Annotated in this window: 14 protein-coding genes and 1 riboswitch; of the genes, 7 read left to right on the plus strand and 7 right to left on the minus strand. The window is 66.7% G+C overall.

The features are described 5' to 3' along the window. The first annotated feature begins 21 nt into the window (after nucleotides 1-21). A complete protein-coding gene (locus ACMZ91_RS12870; protein WP_414577067.1) occupies nucleotides 22-1,011 on the plus strand; it encodes an alpha/beta fold hydrolase in 990 nt (329 codons plus the stop codon). Nucleotides 1,012-1,069: 58 nt separating this feature from the next. Here the strand turns inward: ACMZ91_RS12870 and ACMZ91_RS12875 are convergent, their stop codons facing one another. The 3 genes from ACMZ91_RS12875 to metX are packed head-to-tail and all read right to left on the minus strand — an operon-like array spanning nucleotide 1,070 to nucleotide 4,397. Further along, nucleotides 1,070-2,137 (minus strand): homoserine dehydrogenase family protein, encoded by a 1,068-nt coding sequence (locus tag ACMZ91_RS12875; protein ID WP_049420952.1) that lies wholly within the window; start codon nucleotides 2,135-2,137, stop codon nucleotides 1,070-1,072. After that, on the minus strand, nucleotides 2,134-3,369 hold the full coding sequence (locus tag ACMZ91_RS12880; protein WP_032127792.1) for an O-succinylhomoserine (thiol)-lyase: 1,236 nt from the start codon (nucleotides 3,367-3,369) through the stop codon (nucleotides 2,134-2,136). Before ACMZ91_RS12880 ends, ACMZ91_RS12875 begins: the two co-directional genes overlap by 4 nt. After that, entirely contained in the window at nucleotides 3,366-4,397 is a 1,032-nt protein-coding gene (gene metX, locus ACMZ91_RS12885; protein ID WP_049461931.1) for a homoserine O-succinyltransferase MetX, read from the minus strand. The genes ACMZ91_RS12880 and metX overlap by 4 nt, the downstream gene beginning before the upstream one ends. A 77-nt stretch (nucleotides 4,398-4,474) precedes the next feature. Next, a riboswitch (SAM riboswitch) is annotated at nucleotides 4,475-4,593 on the minus strand. A 149-nt stretch (nucleotides 4,594-4,742) separates the two neighbouring features. Between metX and ACMZ91_RS12890 the strand changes: the two genes are divergently transcribed. From ACMZ91_RS12890 to ACMZ91_RS12905, 4 genes are all read left to right on the plus strand, one after another. After that, nucleotides 4,743-5,627 carry a M23 family metallopeptidase gene (locus ACMZ91_RS12890; protein WP_277778655.1) on the plus strand — a complete coding sequence of 295 codons (885 nt, stop codon included), beginning with the start codon at nucleotides 4,743-4,745 and terminating at the stop codon, nucleotides 5,625-5,627. A 66-nt stretch (nucleotides 5,628-5,693) separates the two neighbouring features. Continuing rightward, a complete protein-coding gene (locus tag ACMZ91_RS12895; protein ID WP_014038155.1) occupies nucleotides 5,694-7,298 on the plus strand; it encodes a peptide chain release factor 3 in 1,605 nt (534 codons plus the stop codon). A gap of 214 nt (nucleotides 7,299-7,512) precedes the next feature. Then, complete coding sequence (trhA, locus tag ACMZ91_RS12900; RefSeq protein ID WP_005410682.1) at nucleotides 7,513-8,151, plus strand: PAQR family membrane homeostasis protein TrhA; 639 nt, start codon at nucleotides 7,513-7,515, stop codon at nucleotides 8,149-8,151. An 83-nt stretch (nucleotides 8,152-8,234) separates the two neighbouring features. Continuing rightward, complete coding sequence (locus ACMZ91_RS12905) at nucleotides 8,235-10,208, plus strand: AsmA family protein (RefSeq protein WP_414577064.1); 1,974 nt, start codon at nucleotides 8,235-8,237, stop codon at nucleotides 10,206-10,208. Nucleotides 10,209-10,395: 187 nt separating this feature from the next. On the opposite strand, the gene ACMZ91_RS12910 is transcribed toward ACMZ91_RS12905, so the two are convergent. The 4 genes from ACMZ91_RS12910 to mtgA form a co-directional block, all read right to left on the minus strand. After that, nucleotides 10,396-11,310 (minus strand): IS110 family RNA-guided transposase, encoded by a 915-nt coding sequence (locus tag ACMZ91_RS12910; RefSeq protein ID WP_107314970.1) that lies wholly within the window; start codon nucleotides 11,308-11,310, stop codon nucleotides 10,396-10,398. Between the two features lie 662 nt (nucleotides 11,311-11,972). Then, nucleotides 11,973-12,404, minus strand: coding sequence for a CBS domain-containing protein (locus tag ACMZ91_RS12915; RefSeq protein ID WP_019336409.1), 432 nt, complete (start codon nucleotides 12,402-12,404; stop codon nucleotides 11,973-11,975). After that, nucleotides 12,364-13,383 (minus strand): glycosyltransferase family 2 protein, encoded by a 1,020-nt coding sequence (locus ACMZ91_RS12920; protein ID WP_049401430.1) that lies wholly within the window; start codon nucleotides 13,381-13,383, stop codon nucleotides 12,364-12,366. Before ACMZ91_RS12920 ends, ACMZ91_RS12915 begins: the two co-directional genes overlap by 41 nt. A gap of 57 nt (nucleotides 13,384-13,440) precedes the next feature. After that, on the minus strand, nucleotides 13,441-14,190 hold the full coding sequence (mtgA, locus tag ACMZ91_RS12925) for a monofunctional biosynthetic peptidoglycan transglycosylase (protein ID WP_049463535.1): 750 nt from the start codon (nucleotides 14,188-14,190) through the stop codon (nucleotides 13,441-13,443). A 77-nt stretch (nucleotides 14,191-14,267) separates the two neighbouring features. Here mtgA and hslO point away from each other — a divergent pair, with 77 nt between their 5' ends. Further along, nucleotides 14,268-15,161 (plus strand): Hsp33 family molecular chaperone HslO, encoded by an 894-nt coding sequence (gene hslO, locus ACMZ91_RS12930; protein ID WP_032130068.1) that lies wholly within the window; start codon nucleotides 14,268-14,270, stop codon nucleotides 15,159-15,161. 116 nt (nucleotides 15,162-15,277) lie between these two features. Beyond that, nucleotides 15,278-16,126, plus strand: coding sequence for an XOO1806 family protein (locus ACMZ91_RS12935; protein ID WP_049420960.1), 849 nt, complete (start codon nucleotides 15,278-15,280; stop codon nucleotides 16,124-16,126). The last annotated feature ends 159 nt before the right edge of the window (nucleotides 16,127-16,285 follow it).

A 16,285-nucleotide genomic window follows, 5' to 3' on the forward strand; every position in this document is an offset into this window, starting at 1 on the left:
CCCCTACCCCGGATTGGCCCCATGCGCGTGATCGCTGCCGCCCTGCTTGCCTGCCTTCCACTGCCTGCGCTGGCCGCGCCCACCTACGGGCCGCGGCTGGAGGGTTTCGACTACGGCTATCCGGTGAAGATCTTCGCACTGGAGTCGCAGCGGCAGCCACTGGAAATGGCCTATCTGGTGCCCAAACGCCGCGCCATCGGCGTGGTGGTGCTGCTGCACGGCAAGAATTTCTGCGCAGCTACCTGGCAGCAGACCATCGCGCCGCTGCTGAACGCCGGCTACCGGGTGATCGCCCCGGACCAGGTGGGCTTCTGCAAATCCAGCAAGCCCGAGCGCTACCAGTATTCGTTCGCGCAGCTGGCCGCCAACACCCATGCCCTGCTGCAACAGCTGCAGCTGGGTGATGTACCGGTGCACCTGGTCGGTCATTCGATGGGCGGCATGCTGGCGGTGCGCTACGCGCTGATGTTCCCGCAGGACCTGCGCAGCCTGTCACTGGTCAATCCAATCGGGCTGGAAGACTGGAAGGCGCTGGGTGTTCCCTGGCGCAGCGTGGACACGTGGTACGCCGGCGAAATGAACATCAGCTATGACAGCATCCGCCGCTACCAGCTGGACGTGTACTACGACGGCAAATGGAAGCCGGCGTATGAACCGTGGGCGCGGATGCAGTCGGGCATGTATGAAGGCCCGGGCAAGCAGGTCGTTGCGTGGAGCCAGGCACTGGCATCGGACATGGTGTTCAACCAGCCGGTGGTCTACGAACTGAAGAATCTGCAGGTGCCGACCACGTTGTTCATCGGCCAGAAGGACCGCACCGCGATCGGCCGTGACCTGGCGTCGCCTGCGGTGAAGGCGACGCTGGGCAATTATCCGGTGCTGGGCAAGTCGGCGGCCGCGACGATTCCCGGCGCGACGCTGCTCGAGTTCGCCGAACTGGGCCATTCGCCACAGGTGCAGGACCCGAAGCAGTTCAACAACGCGTTGCTGAAGGCGTTGAAGTCCCGCTGACCAGCAGGCGTGCTCCTGTCGAGCCGAGCATGGGCTTGGCTCGACAGGAACGCTGCGATCAGCCGACGATCCGCAGCACGTCATCCAGCAACGCGGCGGCGGTGACTTCCGCGCCCGCGCCCGGCCCCTGGATCAATAACGGCTGGCGGTGATAGCGATCGCTGTGGATGGCCACGCGGTTGTCGGTGCCTGCACCCTGCGCCAAGGGGTGATCGGCCGGCAACTCGCGCAGGCCTACCTGCGCACCCTCGCCATCAACGCGGCCGACGAAACGCAGCACACGACCATTGTCGCGTGCCTGCTGCCAGCGCGCCTGCAGCGGCGCATCCAGCTGCTCGAGCGCAGCCACCGCATCCTCCAGCGGCAGCGCTGCCAGCGCTTCAGGCACCAGTGAATCCACCTGCACCTGCGAAGCATCCAGCGCCAGCCCGCTGCTGCGCGCCAGGATCAGCAGCTTGCGGCGCACGTCCTCGCCGGACAGATCCAGACGCGGGTCCGGTTCGGTATAACCGGCCGCCAGCGCCTCGCGCACCGCCGCCGAGAACGGCGATTGGCCGTCATAGCGATGGAACAGCCACGCCAGCGAGCCGGACAGCACGCCCTCGATGGCGTGGATGTGGTCGCCACCGGCTACCAGCGCGCGCAGGCTGCTCAGCAACGGCAGGCCGGCACCGACGGTGGCGCTGTCGCCATAGCGTGCGCCACTGTCTGCGCAGCTCTCGGCGATGGCCGTGGCACGTGCCAGCTGCGCACCGCGGCCCAGCTTGTTGGCGGTGACCACGTGCACCCCACGCGCCAGCCACTGCACGTGACGTGCGGCCACATCTTCGCTGGCAGTGGCATCGACCACCACGTCACCCCGTTCCAGCCCTTCGGCGCTCGCCCATGGCGGTGAGCTGAGACCGTCACGCGGTGCGCGTCGTGCCAGCTCCAGCGGCAACGCCAGATCACGGTCGATCGCCAGTGCGGTGCGCGAATTGGCCAGCCACTGCACGCTGGGCAGTTCCAACCCGCGTGCCTGCAACGCCTGGTAGCGCTGCACGAAGGCAGAGCCCACCGTGCCGGTGCCGAGCAGCGCCAGGCGTCCCACGCCCAGCGCAGGAATGTCAGCGGCGAGCGCGCTCATGCATCCACCACCTGTTTGCGGCGCGCAGCCGCATCGATCACGGCTTCGGCGCGCTGCAGCGCTGCGCCGAGATCAGCCAGCAGGTCACGCTCGGCCTCGATGCCGACCGACAGGCGCAGCAGGCCTTCGCTGATGCCGGCGGCCGCGCGCGCTTCAGCGGTCATCGCCGCATGGGTCATGGTGGCCGGGTGCGCGATCAGGCTTTCGACGCCACCCAGCGATTCGGCCAGGGTGAAGCAGCGCAGGCCATCGACGAAGGCACGCACTGCGGCATGTGGATCATCGCCTTCGCAGTCGGCCAGTTCGAACGACAGCATCGCGCCGAAGCCGCTTTGCTGGCGCGCGGCGATGGCGTGGCCCGGGTGATCGGCCAGGCCCGGGTAATACACCGCGCCGACCGCCGGATGCTGGTCCAGCAGGGCAACGATCGACGCGGTGTTCTCCTGGTGCACGCGCAGGCGCGCATCCAGCGTGCGCAGGCCGCGCAGGGTCAGGAACGCATCGAACGGCGAGCCGGTCAGGCCCAGCGCGTTGCCCCACCACACCAGCTGCTCGTGCAGCGCCGGATCGCGCGCGACCACCGCCCCACCGACCACATCGCTGTGGCCATTGATGTACTTGGTGGTGGAATGCAGCACCAGGTCGGCACCGAACGACAGCGGCTGCTGCAGTGCCGGCGACAGGAAGGTGTTGTCGACTACCACCAGTGCACCGGCCTTGTGCGCGGCCTCGATGACGAAGCGCAGGTCGGTGATGCGCAGCAGCGGGTTGGACGGGGTTTCCACCAGCACCAGCTTCGGCTGCGTGGCCAGCGCCTGCGCCAGTGCGCGCGGATCGGTCAGGTCGGCGGTGACCAGTTCGAAGTGGCCCTTTTTCGCCAGCGCATTGAACAGGCGCCAGCTGCCGCCGTATGCATCGTGCGGCACCACCAGGGTGTCGCCCGGCTGCAGCAGCGCGTTCAGCACCAGGTTGATCGCGCCCATGCCGGTGGCGGTGATGACGCCGCCGGCGCCGCCCTCCAGTTCCGCCAGCGCCTCGCCGAGCAGGTCACGGGTCGGGTTGCCACTGCGCGTGTAGTCGTACTGGCGCTTGTTGCCGAAGCCTTCAAAGCTGAAGTTCGACGACAGCACGATCGGCGGCGTGACCGCACCATGCGCGGTGTCCCGATCGATGCCGGCACGGACGGCGGCAGTGGTGCGACTACAGGACGGCTCGTTTGCGTGCAGGCTCATGCGGACTCTCCAGAATTGCGGAAGGCGGTGGCGAGGATCGCGTCGATGCGATCGGTTTCTTTGAGGAAGGCGTCGTGGCCGTAGGGCGAGCGCAGCACGCGCAGACTGCCGCGCGGGCCCAGCCCTTCGACCAGACCGACCAGGTCGGCCAGCGGCACCAGGCGGTCACCCTCCACCGCGACAACTACGGTGGGCGGCAGGATCGCGGTGGGGTCGACGCGGTGCAGGTCGATCGATTCGGACAGGCGCAGGTAAGCGGTCACCGGCGTGCGCGCGACGTACTGCGCACCGGCCGCATCGAGATAATCTTCGGCGGCCACGCGCACACGGCCATTGATCACTTCCGGTGCGGCGTCGAAGCGCTCGCCGAACTCTTCCGGGGTGCGGTAGCTGAGCATGGCGAACTGCCGGGCCAACGCCAGACCGTGGTCTTCGCCGCACTGCAGCTGGCCCAACGCGACCGCGCGGCGCTGCAATGCGCGCCAGGCGGCGGCATACGGATGCGGGCGATGCGCGCCACTGGCCAGCACCAGCTGGCGCACGCGTGCACGGTGGCGGATCGCGAACTGCTGGCCGACCAGCGCCCCGTAGGAGTAGCCCACGAACGCCTTCAGCGTGCGGATGCCGAGATGGTCCAGCAGCAGCGCCAGTGCATCGGCCTGGTCGGCGGTATCGATCGGCACATCCAGTGCACCATCGGCGCCGATGAAGTCGAAGGCCAGTACACGCAGCTGCTGCGGATCCAGCGCGCGCCCGCTGCCGACCAGGTCTTCGGCCCAGCCCTTCTCGCTGAACTGTGCATTGGACGCCACGTGGCGATGGGCGGAAATGCCACCGGCCAGCACCACCACCGGCGCATTGGCCGGGCCGACCCACTCATAGCGCAGGCGCACCGGGCTGGGGCCGGCGTGACGCATCGACAGCACCGCGGCGAACTCACCGCGCTCGGCATGCACGCGGTCTTCGACCGGCACGCTGACGGGGACAAAGGGTTCGGGGCGAAGCGCGGTACTGGCGGCGAAGCTCATGGCGGGATCCGGTTGGGGAATCGGCCATCGAGCCTTCGCGGGGCCCGCGTTCGAGATGCACGTGGGGTGCATGGTTCGAACCATCTTTCGGTGGACGCCACGGTCCCCGCAGGATTTGGCACCTACGCAGACGCTTTCGCATCCGCGGGCTGCCCCGGCTTCAAAGGGCCTGTCCCTCTGCCGGTCTCGATGGTGGAGCCACGATGCCAGCCCTTTCCGGCACTGTCAATCCCTTCATGCGGATAAAGCGATGAATATTTTCAACGTGACTATGCGAAGGCGGTCGCGGTCGTCCTGTTCAGGATCGGCTACAGTCCCGGCGGTCCCTACCCTCTGGAACCACTGATGCTGCGCCTGCCCCTGATCTGCCTGCTGATGTCCCTGCTGGCGAGCACGACGGCCAGCGCCGGTGACTGGCGCCAAGGCTGGGGACTGGTTTCCCCCGCCCCCCCAACCACCCACGCTGGCAGTGCCGAGGGCGCCGCCCCCATGGCCCGGCTGCGCCTGCAGCCGGTCGGCACGCAATGGCAGGCCCGGATCGACAATGGGCTGGCAGGACCGCTGCAGATCGAACTGCGCGCTGCACCCGGACGCCCGGTCGAAGGGCTGCCGCTGCAATCGCTGATCCAGGGCGACAGCAGTCTGGTGGTCGGCCACCTGCCCGCCCCGCTCGATGGCCGCACGCTGGATCTGCGCCTGCAGTCGGTGCCGGGCAACCCGGCCGCACAGGCCGAAGATGTCGCCTATCGCCTGCCGTTCGATGCGGCCCGTCCGCGCGTGGACCAGGCGCCGCAGGGCCGGTTCAGCCACGATGACGAGGAGAACCGCGACGCGGTGGACTTCGCGCTGCCGGAGGGCACGCTGGTGCTGGCCGCGCGCGAGGGCACGGTGATGCAGATCCAGGATGGCTTCCGTGGCAACGGCCAGGACCGCGAACGTGATGGTGCCCGCGCCAACTTCATCCGTGTGCTGCACAGCGACGGCAGCATGGCGCTGTACGGCCACCTGCAGGCCGGCGGCATGCGCGTGCGTCGCGGCCAGGCGGTGGGGACCGGGCAGCCGCTCGGCCTGTCCGGCAACAGCGGCTTCAGCAGCGCGCCGCACCTGCACTTCGTGGTGCAGGTCAACCGCGGCATGGGCCTGCGCTCGGTGCCGGCACGCATCTTCGCCGAGCAGGGCCAACTGCAGTTCGCCCGCCAGGGCGAGGTCGAGGGCGGCATCGGGCGCTGAACGGCCCCGGCCGGTATAATCGGGCGCTTATCTCTTTGAAAAGCGCCCCGGGCGGGCGCCACTGCCATGTCCGAAGTCGCCAACGAAGCGTCGCGTCGCCGCACCTTCGCCATCATCTCCCACCCTGACGCCGGCAAGACCACGCTGACCGAAAAGCTGCTGCTGTTCGGAGGCGCGATCCAGATGGCCGGTTCGGTCAAGGGCCGCAAGGCCGCCCGCCACGCCACCTCCGACTGGATGGCGCTGGAAAAGGAGCGCGGCATCTCCGTCACCTCCTCGGTGATGCAGTTCCCGTACGAAGGCAAGATCGTCAACCTGCTCGACACCCCCGGCCACGCCGACTTCGGCGAAGACACCTACCGCGTGCTGACCGCGGTGGACTCGGCGCTGATGGTGATCGACGTGGCCAAGGGCGTGGAAGAGCGCACCATCAAGCTGATGGAAGTGTGCCGCCTGCGCGACACCCCGATCATGACCTTCATCAACAAGCTCGACCGCGAGGGCAAGGACCCGATCGAGCTGCTGGATGAAGTGGAAACCGTGCTGGGCATCCAGTGCGCGCCGGTGACCTGGCCGATCGGCATGGGCCAGCGCCTGAAGGGCGTGGTCCACCTGCTGACCGGCGAAGTGCACCTGTACGAACCGGGCCGCAACTTCACCCGCCAGGACTCGACCATCTTCCCGTCCATCGATGCGCCCGGCCTGGCCGAGAAGATCGGTGCACAGATGCTGGCCGACCTGCGCGACGAACTGGAACTGGTGCAGGGCGCCAGCCATCCGTTCGACCTGGACGCCTACCGCGCGGGCAAGCAGACCCCGGTGTTCTTCGGCTCCGGCGTGAACAACTTCGGTGTGCAGCCGCTGCTGGACTTCTTCGTCGAACATGCCCCGTCGCCGCAGGCGCGTTCCACCACCGGCCGCGAGATCGCCCCGGAAGAGAACAAACTGACCGGCTTCGTGTTCAAGATCCAGGCCAACATGGACCCGCAGCACCGTGACCGCGTGGCGTTCATGCGGGTCTGCTCGGGCCGCTTCAGCGCCGGCATGAAGACCTTCCACGTGCGCACCGGCAAGGAAATGAAGCTGGCCAACGCGCTGACCTTCATGGCCAGCGACCGCGAGATCGCCGCCGAGGCGTGGCCGGGCGATGTGATCGGAATCCACAACCACGGCACCATTTCCATCGGCGATACCTTCACCGAAGGCGAAGCAGTCACCTTCACCGGCATCCCCAACTTCGCCCCGGAACTGTTCCGCCGCGCCCGCCTGCGCGATCCGCTCAAGCTCAAGCAGCTGCAGAAGGGCCTGGCCCAGCTGTCCGAGGAAGGTGCGACCCAGTTCTTCCGCCCGCTGACCAGCAACGACCTGATCCTGGGTGCGGTCGGCGTGCTGCAGTTCGACGTGGCCGCCTACCGCCTGAAGGACGAGTACGGCGTGGAAGCCACCTTCGAGCCGGTCAGCGTGACCACTGCGCGTTGGGTCCACTGCAGCAACGAGAAGAAGCTGGAAGAGTTCCGCGAGAAGAATGCGCTGAACCTGGCGCTGGATGCAGCCGGCCACCTGGTCTACCTGGCACCGACCCGGGTCAACCTGCAGCTGGCGCAGGAACGCTCGCCGGACGTGCGCTTCTCGGCCACCCGCGAAGCGGCGCATACGGTTTCGGTGGGCTGATGCCAGCGGGCCGGATCCCTTTCCGCAAGGAAAGGGCTCTGCCCCCGGCCGTCGCGGGTGGTTCATCCACGCATGGCGTGGATCTACCGCTCACGGATTCATCGGCGCAACGCAGGGATTCACCCACCATACGGTGACGGGCGTGCACACGGCGGCCATCGCGGCGATGATAGGGGGACGCGGGTCCCCCTCCCCGTGAACGATGCCCATGCCCATGTCCACGACGTCCATTGCTTCGATCCGTGAAGAAATCGCCAGCGCCCTGACCCATGGCCTGGGCGCGGTGTTCGCCCTGGCAGCCAGCGCGGTGCTGATCACCCTGGCTGCGATCTACGGCGACGGCTGGCAGCTGGCCAGTGCGATCGTATTCGGTATCGCGCTGTTGCTGCTGTACACCGCCTCCACCCTGTATCACGCCATCCAGCATCCGGTCGCCAAGGGCCGCTTGAAGGTGTTCGACCACTGCGCGATCTACGTGCTGATCGCGGGCACCTATACCCCGTTCACCCTGATCGGCCTGCGTGGTCCGTGGGGCTGGGGCCTGTTCACCGCGATCTGGGCGCTGGCGCTGGGCGGCGTGGTGTTCAAGCTGTTCTACACTGGCCGCTTCAAGGTGCTCTCAACGGTGATCTACATCGCCATGGGCTGGCTGGTGGTCGTGGCGATCAAGCCGATGTGGGCTTCGATCGACGGCGGCACCCTCACCTGGCTGTTCGCCGGCGGCCTGTCGTACACGCTGGGGACCTACTTCTACCACCGTGAATCGATCCCGTATTCGCATGCGATCTGGCACCTGTTCGTGATCGGTGGCAGCGTCTGCCACTTCGTCGCAGTCACCATGCAGGTGCTGTAAACCAGCGTTCGAACGCGGCGTGTGCACACCACGCACATGGACGCTTCGCGCCCTGTCCACGAAGAGGGGGCAACCATGGCGGCGTGAATGCTGCCGCCTCCCCTGCCGCAAAGCGCACGACCCGCTGGCGCCTCCGCCGCCCCGGCCCACGAGGCCGGCGCTGGCTCACGATCCTGATCTTCCTGCTGGCGGCACTCCTGCTGCTGATCGCGCTGTGGGACTGGAACTGGTTCAAGGGGCCGGTTGAGCGTGCGGTGCAGGCACGCACCGGCCGCGCGCTGCACATCGGGAACCTTGATGTCGACCTCGGCCGCACCAGTACGATCCGCGCCGATGCGATCACCTTCGCCAATGCCAGCTGGGCGAAGCAACCCGATATGGCCACCGCAGACCGCGTCGAGATCGACGTGCGGGTGTGGCCCCTGCTGCGTGGCAGCGTGCAGCTGCCCGAAGTACGCCTGACCCGGCCGGACGTGCTGCTGGAAACCGCCCCGCGCAAGGGCGAACCGGGCAATTGGGATTTCCTCGGTGGCAGCGCCGGTGGGACCAGCCCGCAGCTCAAACGGTTGCGCATCGATGACGGTCGCCTGCAGTTCCTCGACGCGCTCGGCCGTACCGATATCCGCGTGGACGTGCGCAGCGGCCAGCCGAAACAGGCCGATGCGGCGCCACCGCTGCTGGTACAGGGCAAGGGACACTGGCAGGGCAATCCGTTCACCCTGCGTGGCGGCACGGAATCACCGCTGGAGCTGACCGACAGCGACCATCCGTTCCGCATCCATCTCGATGGCCGAGCAGGCGCCACCCACGCGGTAGCCAGTGGCACGCTGACCAATCCCTTCCAGCTGCGCGTGTTCGATCTGCAGTTTGCGCTCAGCGGCCAGGACCTCGCCGACCTCTATCCGCTGCTCGGCATTGCCATTCCGCCGTCGCCGCCCTATGCGTTGAACGGCCGGCTCAAGCGTGACCACAACGTCTGGCGCTACGACGCCTTCACCGGCAAGGTCGGTGACAGCGACCTCGGCGGCAATCTGCAGTTCGAAGTGGGCGGTGCGCGGCCGCGGCTGACCGCCACGCTGGAATCCAAGCGCCTGGACTTCGATGACCTTGCCGGCTTCGTCGGTGCCCCACCGAAAACCGGCGGCGGCGAAACCGCCAACGCCGAACAGAAGGCCGAGGCCGCACGGGTTGCCGCCCGCGCACGCGTGCTGCCCGACACGCCCTACAACCTCGGCAAGCTGCGCGCGATGGATGCCGACGTGCGCTGGAAGGCCCACCGCATCAACGCGCCATCGCTGCCGCTGGACGACATGGACGCGCACCTGTTGCTGGATGACGGCGTACTGCGGCTGGACCCGCTGAACTTCGGCGTGGCCGGAGGCGATATCCGCAGCACGATCCGCATGGACGCGCGCCGTCCGCAGATCAGCACCGCCCTGAAGGCCAGTGTGCGCGGTGTGCAGCTCGGCCAGCTGTTTCCGGACGCGAAACTGGCCGAGCAGGCCAAGGGCGGCATCGGCGGCGAGGTGGACCTGAGCGGCCGCGGCAACTCGATCGCCGCGATGCTCGGCAGCAGCAGTGGCAAGGTCGGCCTGGCGATGGGCCGCGGCCATGTCGGCAACCTGGTGATGGAACTGGCAGGGCTGGACATCACCGAATCGCTGAAATTCCTGGTGACCGGCGACAAACAGATTCCCCTGCGCTGCGCCTTCGCCGACTTCGGCGTGCGCGACGGCCTGATGACCAGCCAGGCGCTGGCGGTGGACACCACCGATACGATCCTCATCGGCGAAGGCACGGTCAGCCTGCGCGACGAGACCCTGGACCTGCTGCTGAAACCGCGCCCGAAGGACAAGAGCATCCTGGTACTGCGCTCTCCACTGCACATCAGTGGCACGTTCAAGGACCCGTCGTTCCGCCCGGACTTCAAGGCGTTGGGGATTCGTGGCGCGGTGGCCCTGGCGCTGGGCAGCATCGCGCCGCCAGCGGCATTGCTGGCGACCATCGAACTGGGGCCGGGGAAGGATGCCGACTGCGGTGGGCAATATGCGAAGTAGGTTTACAGCGTTGTTCGCGGCGCCTCTTTTCCCGCGCGTAGAGCCGGAGCAAGGCGACAGGCAGGACACGCCGTAAATACGTCCCTGTAGCAACTGTGTTGCTGGAGAGTCTCAGGCCCGTCAGGTAAACGGGCACGGTAGTGCCGGCCGCTGGCCGGCAGCCTTTGGTCTTTCACCCTGGCTCGCCTCAGGCGGGGACTAGCCCGCTTTCAGCGTCGCGCACACGGGCGTTGAGGATGACCAGCATCTTCCGCATCACTGCCACGATGGCCACCTTGCCTTCCTTGCCGCGGGCTCGTAGCGACTGGTAAAAATCGCGCAGCCGAGGTTCATGCCGCATGGCCGACATTGCCGCCATGTAGAGCACTTGCCGGATTTCGGCTCTTCCACCGTGGATGCTTCGTTTTCCTCTCATCGTGCCGCTGTCGTGGGACATCGGGGCTACCCCGACCAGGCTGGCGATGCGCTTGCCAGTGATCCTGCCAAGCTCTGGCAGATAGCTGGCTAGAACTGCCTGCAGCACAGGCCCTACGCCCTTCATCGACTTCAGCATCTTCAGTTGAGGCTGCTGACCAACCTGCTCGACGATCTGCTTGCCCAGACGCTCAACCAACGTTTGTAGGCGGGTGATGTTGCCCTGCAGTAGTCGGCGCAGTTCACGATCAAGCACCATTTCCTGCTGCTGCCGCGCGATGGTCAGGGCGTCCATCGCCTGCCGACGTGCCCGAACGAACTCCCGCATCTTCTGCTGCCAAGACTGCAGCGGCTGATAGGGAGGCAGCTTCACCAGGGCGGCCATCTGCGCCAACGCGTAGGCATCCAAACGGTCGGTTTTGGCAATCTGACCCAACCCCTGAGCCAGTTTCCGGGCGCGCAAGGCATTGGCACGGGCCACCGGATGACCGGCCTTGTGCAGGAAATCCAGCACCGGCTGCTCATAGCCACCCGTGGCTTCAAGCACGATCTGGCGGGTCGGACGCTTCTTCAGCCAAACATCCAGCTCAGAAAACCCGGAGCGGTTGTTGCTGACCTGCAGGGTTTCTCCGTCCGTCGTACCGATATCCAGCTGACGCTTGCTGACATCAATCCCGATCCCGTTCATCACCTGACTCCGTATAGTCTGGAAGGGTCGAGAGCTCCCCCGCTTGCCCAGTCTTATCGCTTCGAGTGGTCGCTCCAGCAACTGTTCGGGCGGATCAAGGGAGATTCCGGCGTGGGCGCCAAGCTACATGGCGATCGTCGCGATCCTGGTTACGGACCGTCGAGATCTAGGCTCGCACGGCGGCCCACGCCGGCTCTCGACGCCTACGCTGCCAGATTCCGATCAGATAAGGCTCGGTCGGCGCATCCATGCGCCTCACGGTCCTGCCTGCCGCCTTGCTCCGGCTCCGGACAGGTTCCTGCGCGCGCGGAACGAGAGCGAAATTCAAAGTCAAAAGAAGAAAGCAAATTCAAAAGCTGTTGCCAACCAAGGTTGGCAGCTACCAAAGGCGAGCCACCGCGCATGTATGCACCGCGCTCGCAGGAACGTGTCCAAGGGCGGAGGGCATGGGCGTGCAGGACCGTTGGCGCCATGGATGGCGCCAACGAGCCCCCATGGATGGGTTTACGGCGTGTCCTGCACGACCATGCCCTCCGCCCTCCGACGTAGCAGGAAGGCGCTGCTTTGGCTTTGGCTTTGGCTTTGGCTTTGGCTTTGGCTTTGGCTTTGGCTTTGAGCTTCGAAAAGCGGGCCGGCGGGCCGCAGGCCCGCCAGCGAACAACTCACCCTGCCACGATGTACTGCTGCAGCTGATCCAGCTCGCGCCGCTGCGCATCGATCACCGACTTCACCAGGTCGCCGATGGAAATCACCCCCAGCACCTGTGCCCCCTCCACCACTGGCAGGTGGCGGATGCGGTAGTCGGTCACCAGCTGCAGGCAGTGCTCCACCTGCTCGCCCGGCGAGACCGTCACCACCTTCGCCGTCATGATCTCGGCCACCGCCGTATCCCGCGACGAACGATCACGCAGCACGATCTTGCGCGCGTAGTCGCGCTCCGAAAGGATCCCGACCAGCCGCGGACCGTCCATCACCAGCACCGCGCCAATGCCCTTTTCCGCCATCAACCGGATCGCATCGATCACCGCCGCATCCGGCGCGACCGCATGTACTTCAGGAGACTTGCCGTCCAACAGTTGCCGTACCGTGGTCATCTGCCTGCCCTCCGAGGGTGGGTTGCAGGGCCGAGTCTGCCACGGCGGATGCTAGCCAGGCGTCAACCAGGTACAACGGGCGCTGCTTGGATTCCTCGTACAGCCGTCCCAGGTACTCGCCGATCAGGCCCAGCGCGATCAACTGCACCCCGCCCAGGAACAGGATCACCGCCATCATCGTCGGCCAACCCGCCACCCGGTCACCGTACAGGGCCGCCTTGGCAATCACCCACACGCCGAATACGAAGGCCACCGCCGCCGTTGCCAGGCCCATGTAGGTCGCCGCCCGCAGGGGAACGGTCGAGAACCCGGTGATGCCCTCCAAGGCGAAATTCCACAGCCGCCACAGGCTGAACTTGCTGGATCCGGCCACCCGCGCGTGACGGTGGTAGGGCACAGCAATACGCTTGAATCCGACCCAGCTGAAAAGGCCCTTCATGAAGCGGTGGCGTTCACGCATCTCGCGCAGCGCACTCAGCGCGCGTGGCGACAACAGGCGGAAGTCACCGGTGTCGGCAGGGATCGGCGTGCGTGACAGGCGACCGATCACCCGATAGAACGCCGCCGCCGTGGCGCGCTTGATCCAGGCTTCGCCATCGCGGGCCATGCGCGTGCCATAGACGTTGTCATGGCCCTCGCGCCAGCGCGCAACGAACTGCGGCACCAGTTCCGGCGGGTCCTGGCCATCGGCATCCAGGATCATCGCCGCGCCGTCGCGCACCAGATCCAGGCCGGCAGTCAGCGCGGCCTCCTTGCCGAAATTGCGCGACAGCTTCAACGCCGATACGCGCGCGTCGTCCTGCGCCAATCCTGCGATCACCTGCCAGGTACCGTCGTGGCTGCCATCGTCCACATACAGGATGTGGCCATCGATGTCGGGCATTCCGTCCAGCACCGCACACAGGCGGGGATGCAGGCACGGCAGCGCCTGCTCCTCGTTGTAGGCGGCGATGACGAAAGTAAGGCGTTCGCGGTTCATGCCCGGATTGTACGTTGCCTGCAGGTGCATGGCCTGCCGCCCCGAGGGCAGGTGTCCTCAGTCTTCCGACAGGTAAGCCGCGCCGCCCAGCTGCCGGGCCTGGCGCTGGATCCATGCCGCACGCCGCTGCACATACGGCCCCGGTGCCGCCGCGTTGTAGCGCCGCGGTGCCGGCAGCACCGCCGCCAACCGCGCGCTCTCGGCCGGGGTCAACCTGGCCGCATCCTTGCCCCAGAACGTCTGCGCCGCTGCCTGCGCGCCATACACGCCATCGCCGAACTCGGCGATGTTGGCGTACATCTCCAGGATGCGCTCCTTCGGCCACAGTGCTTCGATCAGCACCGTGTACCAGACTTCCAGGCCTTTGCGTACCCAGCTGCGGCCCTGCCAGAGGAACAGATTCTTGGCGACCTGCTGGCTGATCGTGCTGGCCCCCCGCAGGCGTCCGCCCTTGGCGTTGTGGTCGCGGGCCTTCTCGATGGCCTGCAGGTCGAAGCCATTGTGGTCGGGGAAGCGCTGGTCCTCCGCGGCCACCAGTGAGATCGGCAGGCTCGCTGCCATCTGGTCCAGGTCGCACCACTGGTAATGCAGGCGATAGGACCAGTCGGCCTCCCCCAATGCCTCGCCATAGCGCCACAGCATGACCGTGGATACCGGCGGGTCGATGAACCGCAGCACCAGTACCTGCAGGCAGCTGAAAGCGGCCAGCAGCAGCGGCAGCCAGAGCAGCCGTTTCCAGCGCCAGCGCCTGCGGCGCGGGACTTCCGCGATGGCCTCCACCTTGTGCTGCTCTCCCCCTGCCCCCATTACTGGTGCATCCTTCTTCTATCCGGTTGTCGGCGCATTATCCGGCAACCGCCCTCGTTTACGCGCGATGTGAGCCGATGACCGCCAACCCCGATTCCCTGATCCGCTTCCTGCTTCCCGACGCTGGCGTCCGTGGCGTCCACGTGCGCCTGCAGGCTACCTGGCAGGAGATCCTGTCCCACGCCGAGTACCCGGATACCGCCGCCGAACTGCTCGGCGAGGCCTGCGTGGCCTCGGCGCTGTTCACCGGCCACACCAAGATCGATGGCCGCCTTTCGATCCAGCTGCGCAGCAGCACCGCGCTGCGCACCCTGTTTGCCGAGTGCACCGCCGCCGGTACCCTGCGCGGCATCGCCCAGCTCAGCGACGGCGCCGATGCGCCGCGCGACCTGTCCAGCCTGGGTGATGACGCCCTGCTCGCGATCACCATCGAGAACCCGGGCCTGGACCCGCGCGAGCCGCAGCGCTACCAGAGCCTGGTCGCGCTGACCGCACCGGAGCTGGACGAGGCCTTCGAGGACTACTTCCGCCAGTCCGAACAACTGCCGACCCGCCTGCTGCTGGCCGCCGACCGCAACGGCGCCGCCGGCCTGCTGCTGCAGAAGCTGCCGGGTGACGAGGGTGACGAAGACGGCTGGGCGCGTGCCAGCGCCCTGTTCGAGACCCTGGGCAAAGCCGAGCTGCTGGCGACCCCGGCCGAGCAGCTGCTGCACCGCCTGTTCCACGAAGAGAAGCCGGAACTGATGGGCGGCAAGCCGCTGTCCTTCGCCTGCTCCTGTTCCCGCGAGCGGGTCGCGTCGATGCTGCAGTCGCTGGGCGAGGACGAGGCCCGTGCCGCAGCCGCAGACACCGGCGCCGTCGAGGTCCGTTGCGAATTCTGCGGGCGGGAGTATCACTTTCCTTTGACGGAGTTCGGCATACTGTTCCACGGTGCCGAGGGGACTGTACCGGCGCCTGAACGGCTTCAGTAAACGGCTTGTCTTGCATCTGGGGGGATCAAGGCTTGTTAAGAATTCATAAACACCCTAGGATCAAGTTCCCGTCTCCGCGGGAACTTCCGTTGTCCGTCCCTGTCTGAACTGGTCCGATGCGTACCTTCCTGCGTCTACCGCTGGCCCTGCTGATCGCCCTTGGCGCGATCACGGGCGTGCACGCGCAGAGCAAGGACACCCGGACCGTGCTGCCGGTATGGAACAAGGGCAGCGGCAAGGTCGAGGCCCTGCTGTACCTGGAGCCCACCGGTGAACAGGCCGCCGGCGCCCGCTGGCACTTCGGCCGTAACTCGCTGGATGCAGCCTTCGGCCTGTCCTCCGGCGATTCGCTGGGCCTGCTCTGCAACAGCAGCAGCGGGACCAGCATGAGCGGCCTGGCCAGTCACTGCATGCTGGCCAGCCTGGGTGACGACGACGACCTCAACAGCCGCCGCTTCACCGGTACCGCTGCGCTGAACCGCGGCAGCAGCCGTCTCGGCATCACCGCCGGCACCGGCCGTGAAACGCTGCCGGCGTGGCTGTCCGGCCCGAACAAGACCCCCTCGCTGCGCGCCGAGCAGAACGACCTGACCGTATTCGCGCAGAAGAACATCGGCCGCGAGGGTTTTGTCTCGATCGCCGGTACCTACGCCAAGGCCCGCCTGGTACCGCTGGCCGATGCCGCACCGTCCATCGTCGACCGCTGGGACAGCAAGAGCCTGAGCATCGGCGCCGGCTACGGCAACTTCACCGGCAGCATCATCGGCCGCGTGATCGACGTGCCGGGCAAGCCCGGCAAGTGGGAGGGCCTGGGCATCGGCCTGACCTGGCGTACCCCGTGGTCTGGCCAACTTACCGTTGGCGCCGAGAACGTGATCAGCCGCGGCAAGAATCCGTTCTCCCCGCGCAATGAAAGCAATGACGACGGCACCGTGCCGTATGTGCGTTACGAACAGGATCTCTGACCCCACCTCCTGGGTCTTCCTGCAGTGACTTCTCCCGGGCGCCGAAAGGCGCCCGTTGCGTATGCGCGTTCGTGATACACGCAGAGCGCTTTTCGACGAATTGGATACCGCGCAATTCACGTCGACACACTGCGATACACATCAACGGAAACTTTTTTC

The sequence above is a fragment of the Stenotrophomonas sp. FR024 genome (assembly GCF_047500745.2).
In the GTDB taxonomy this organism is placed as follows: domain Bacteria; phylum Pseudomonadota; class Gammaproteobacteria; order Xanthomonadales; family Xanthomonadaceae; genus Stenotrophomonas; species Stenotrophomonas maltophilia_A.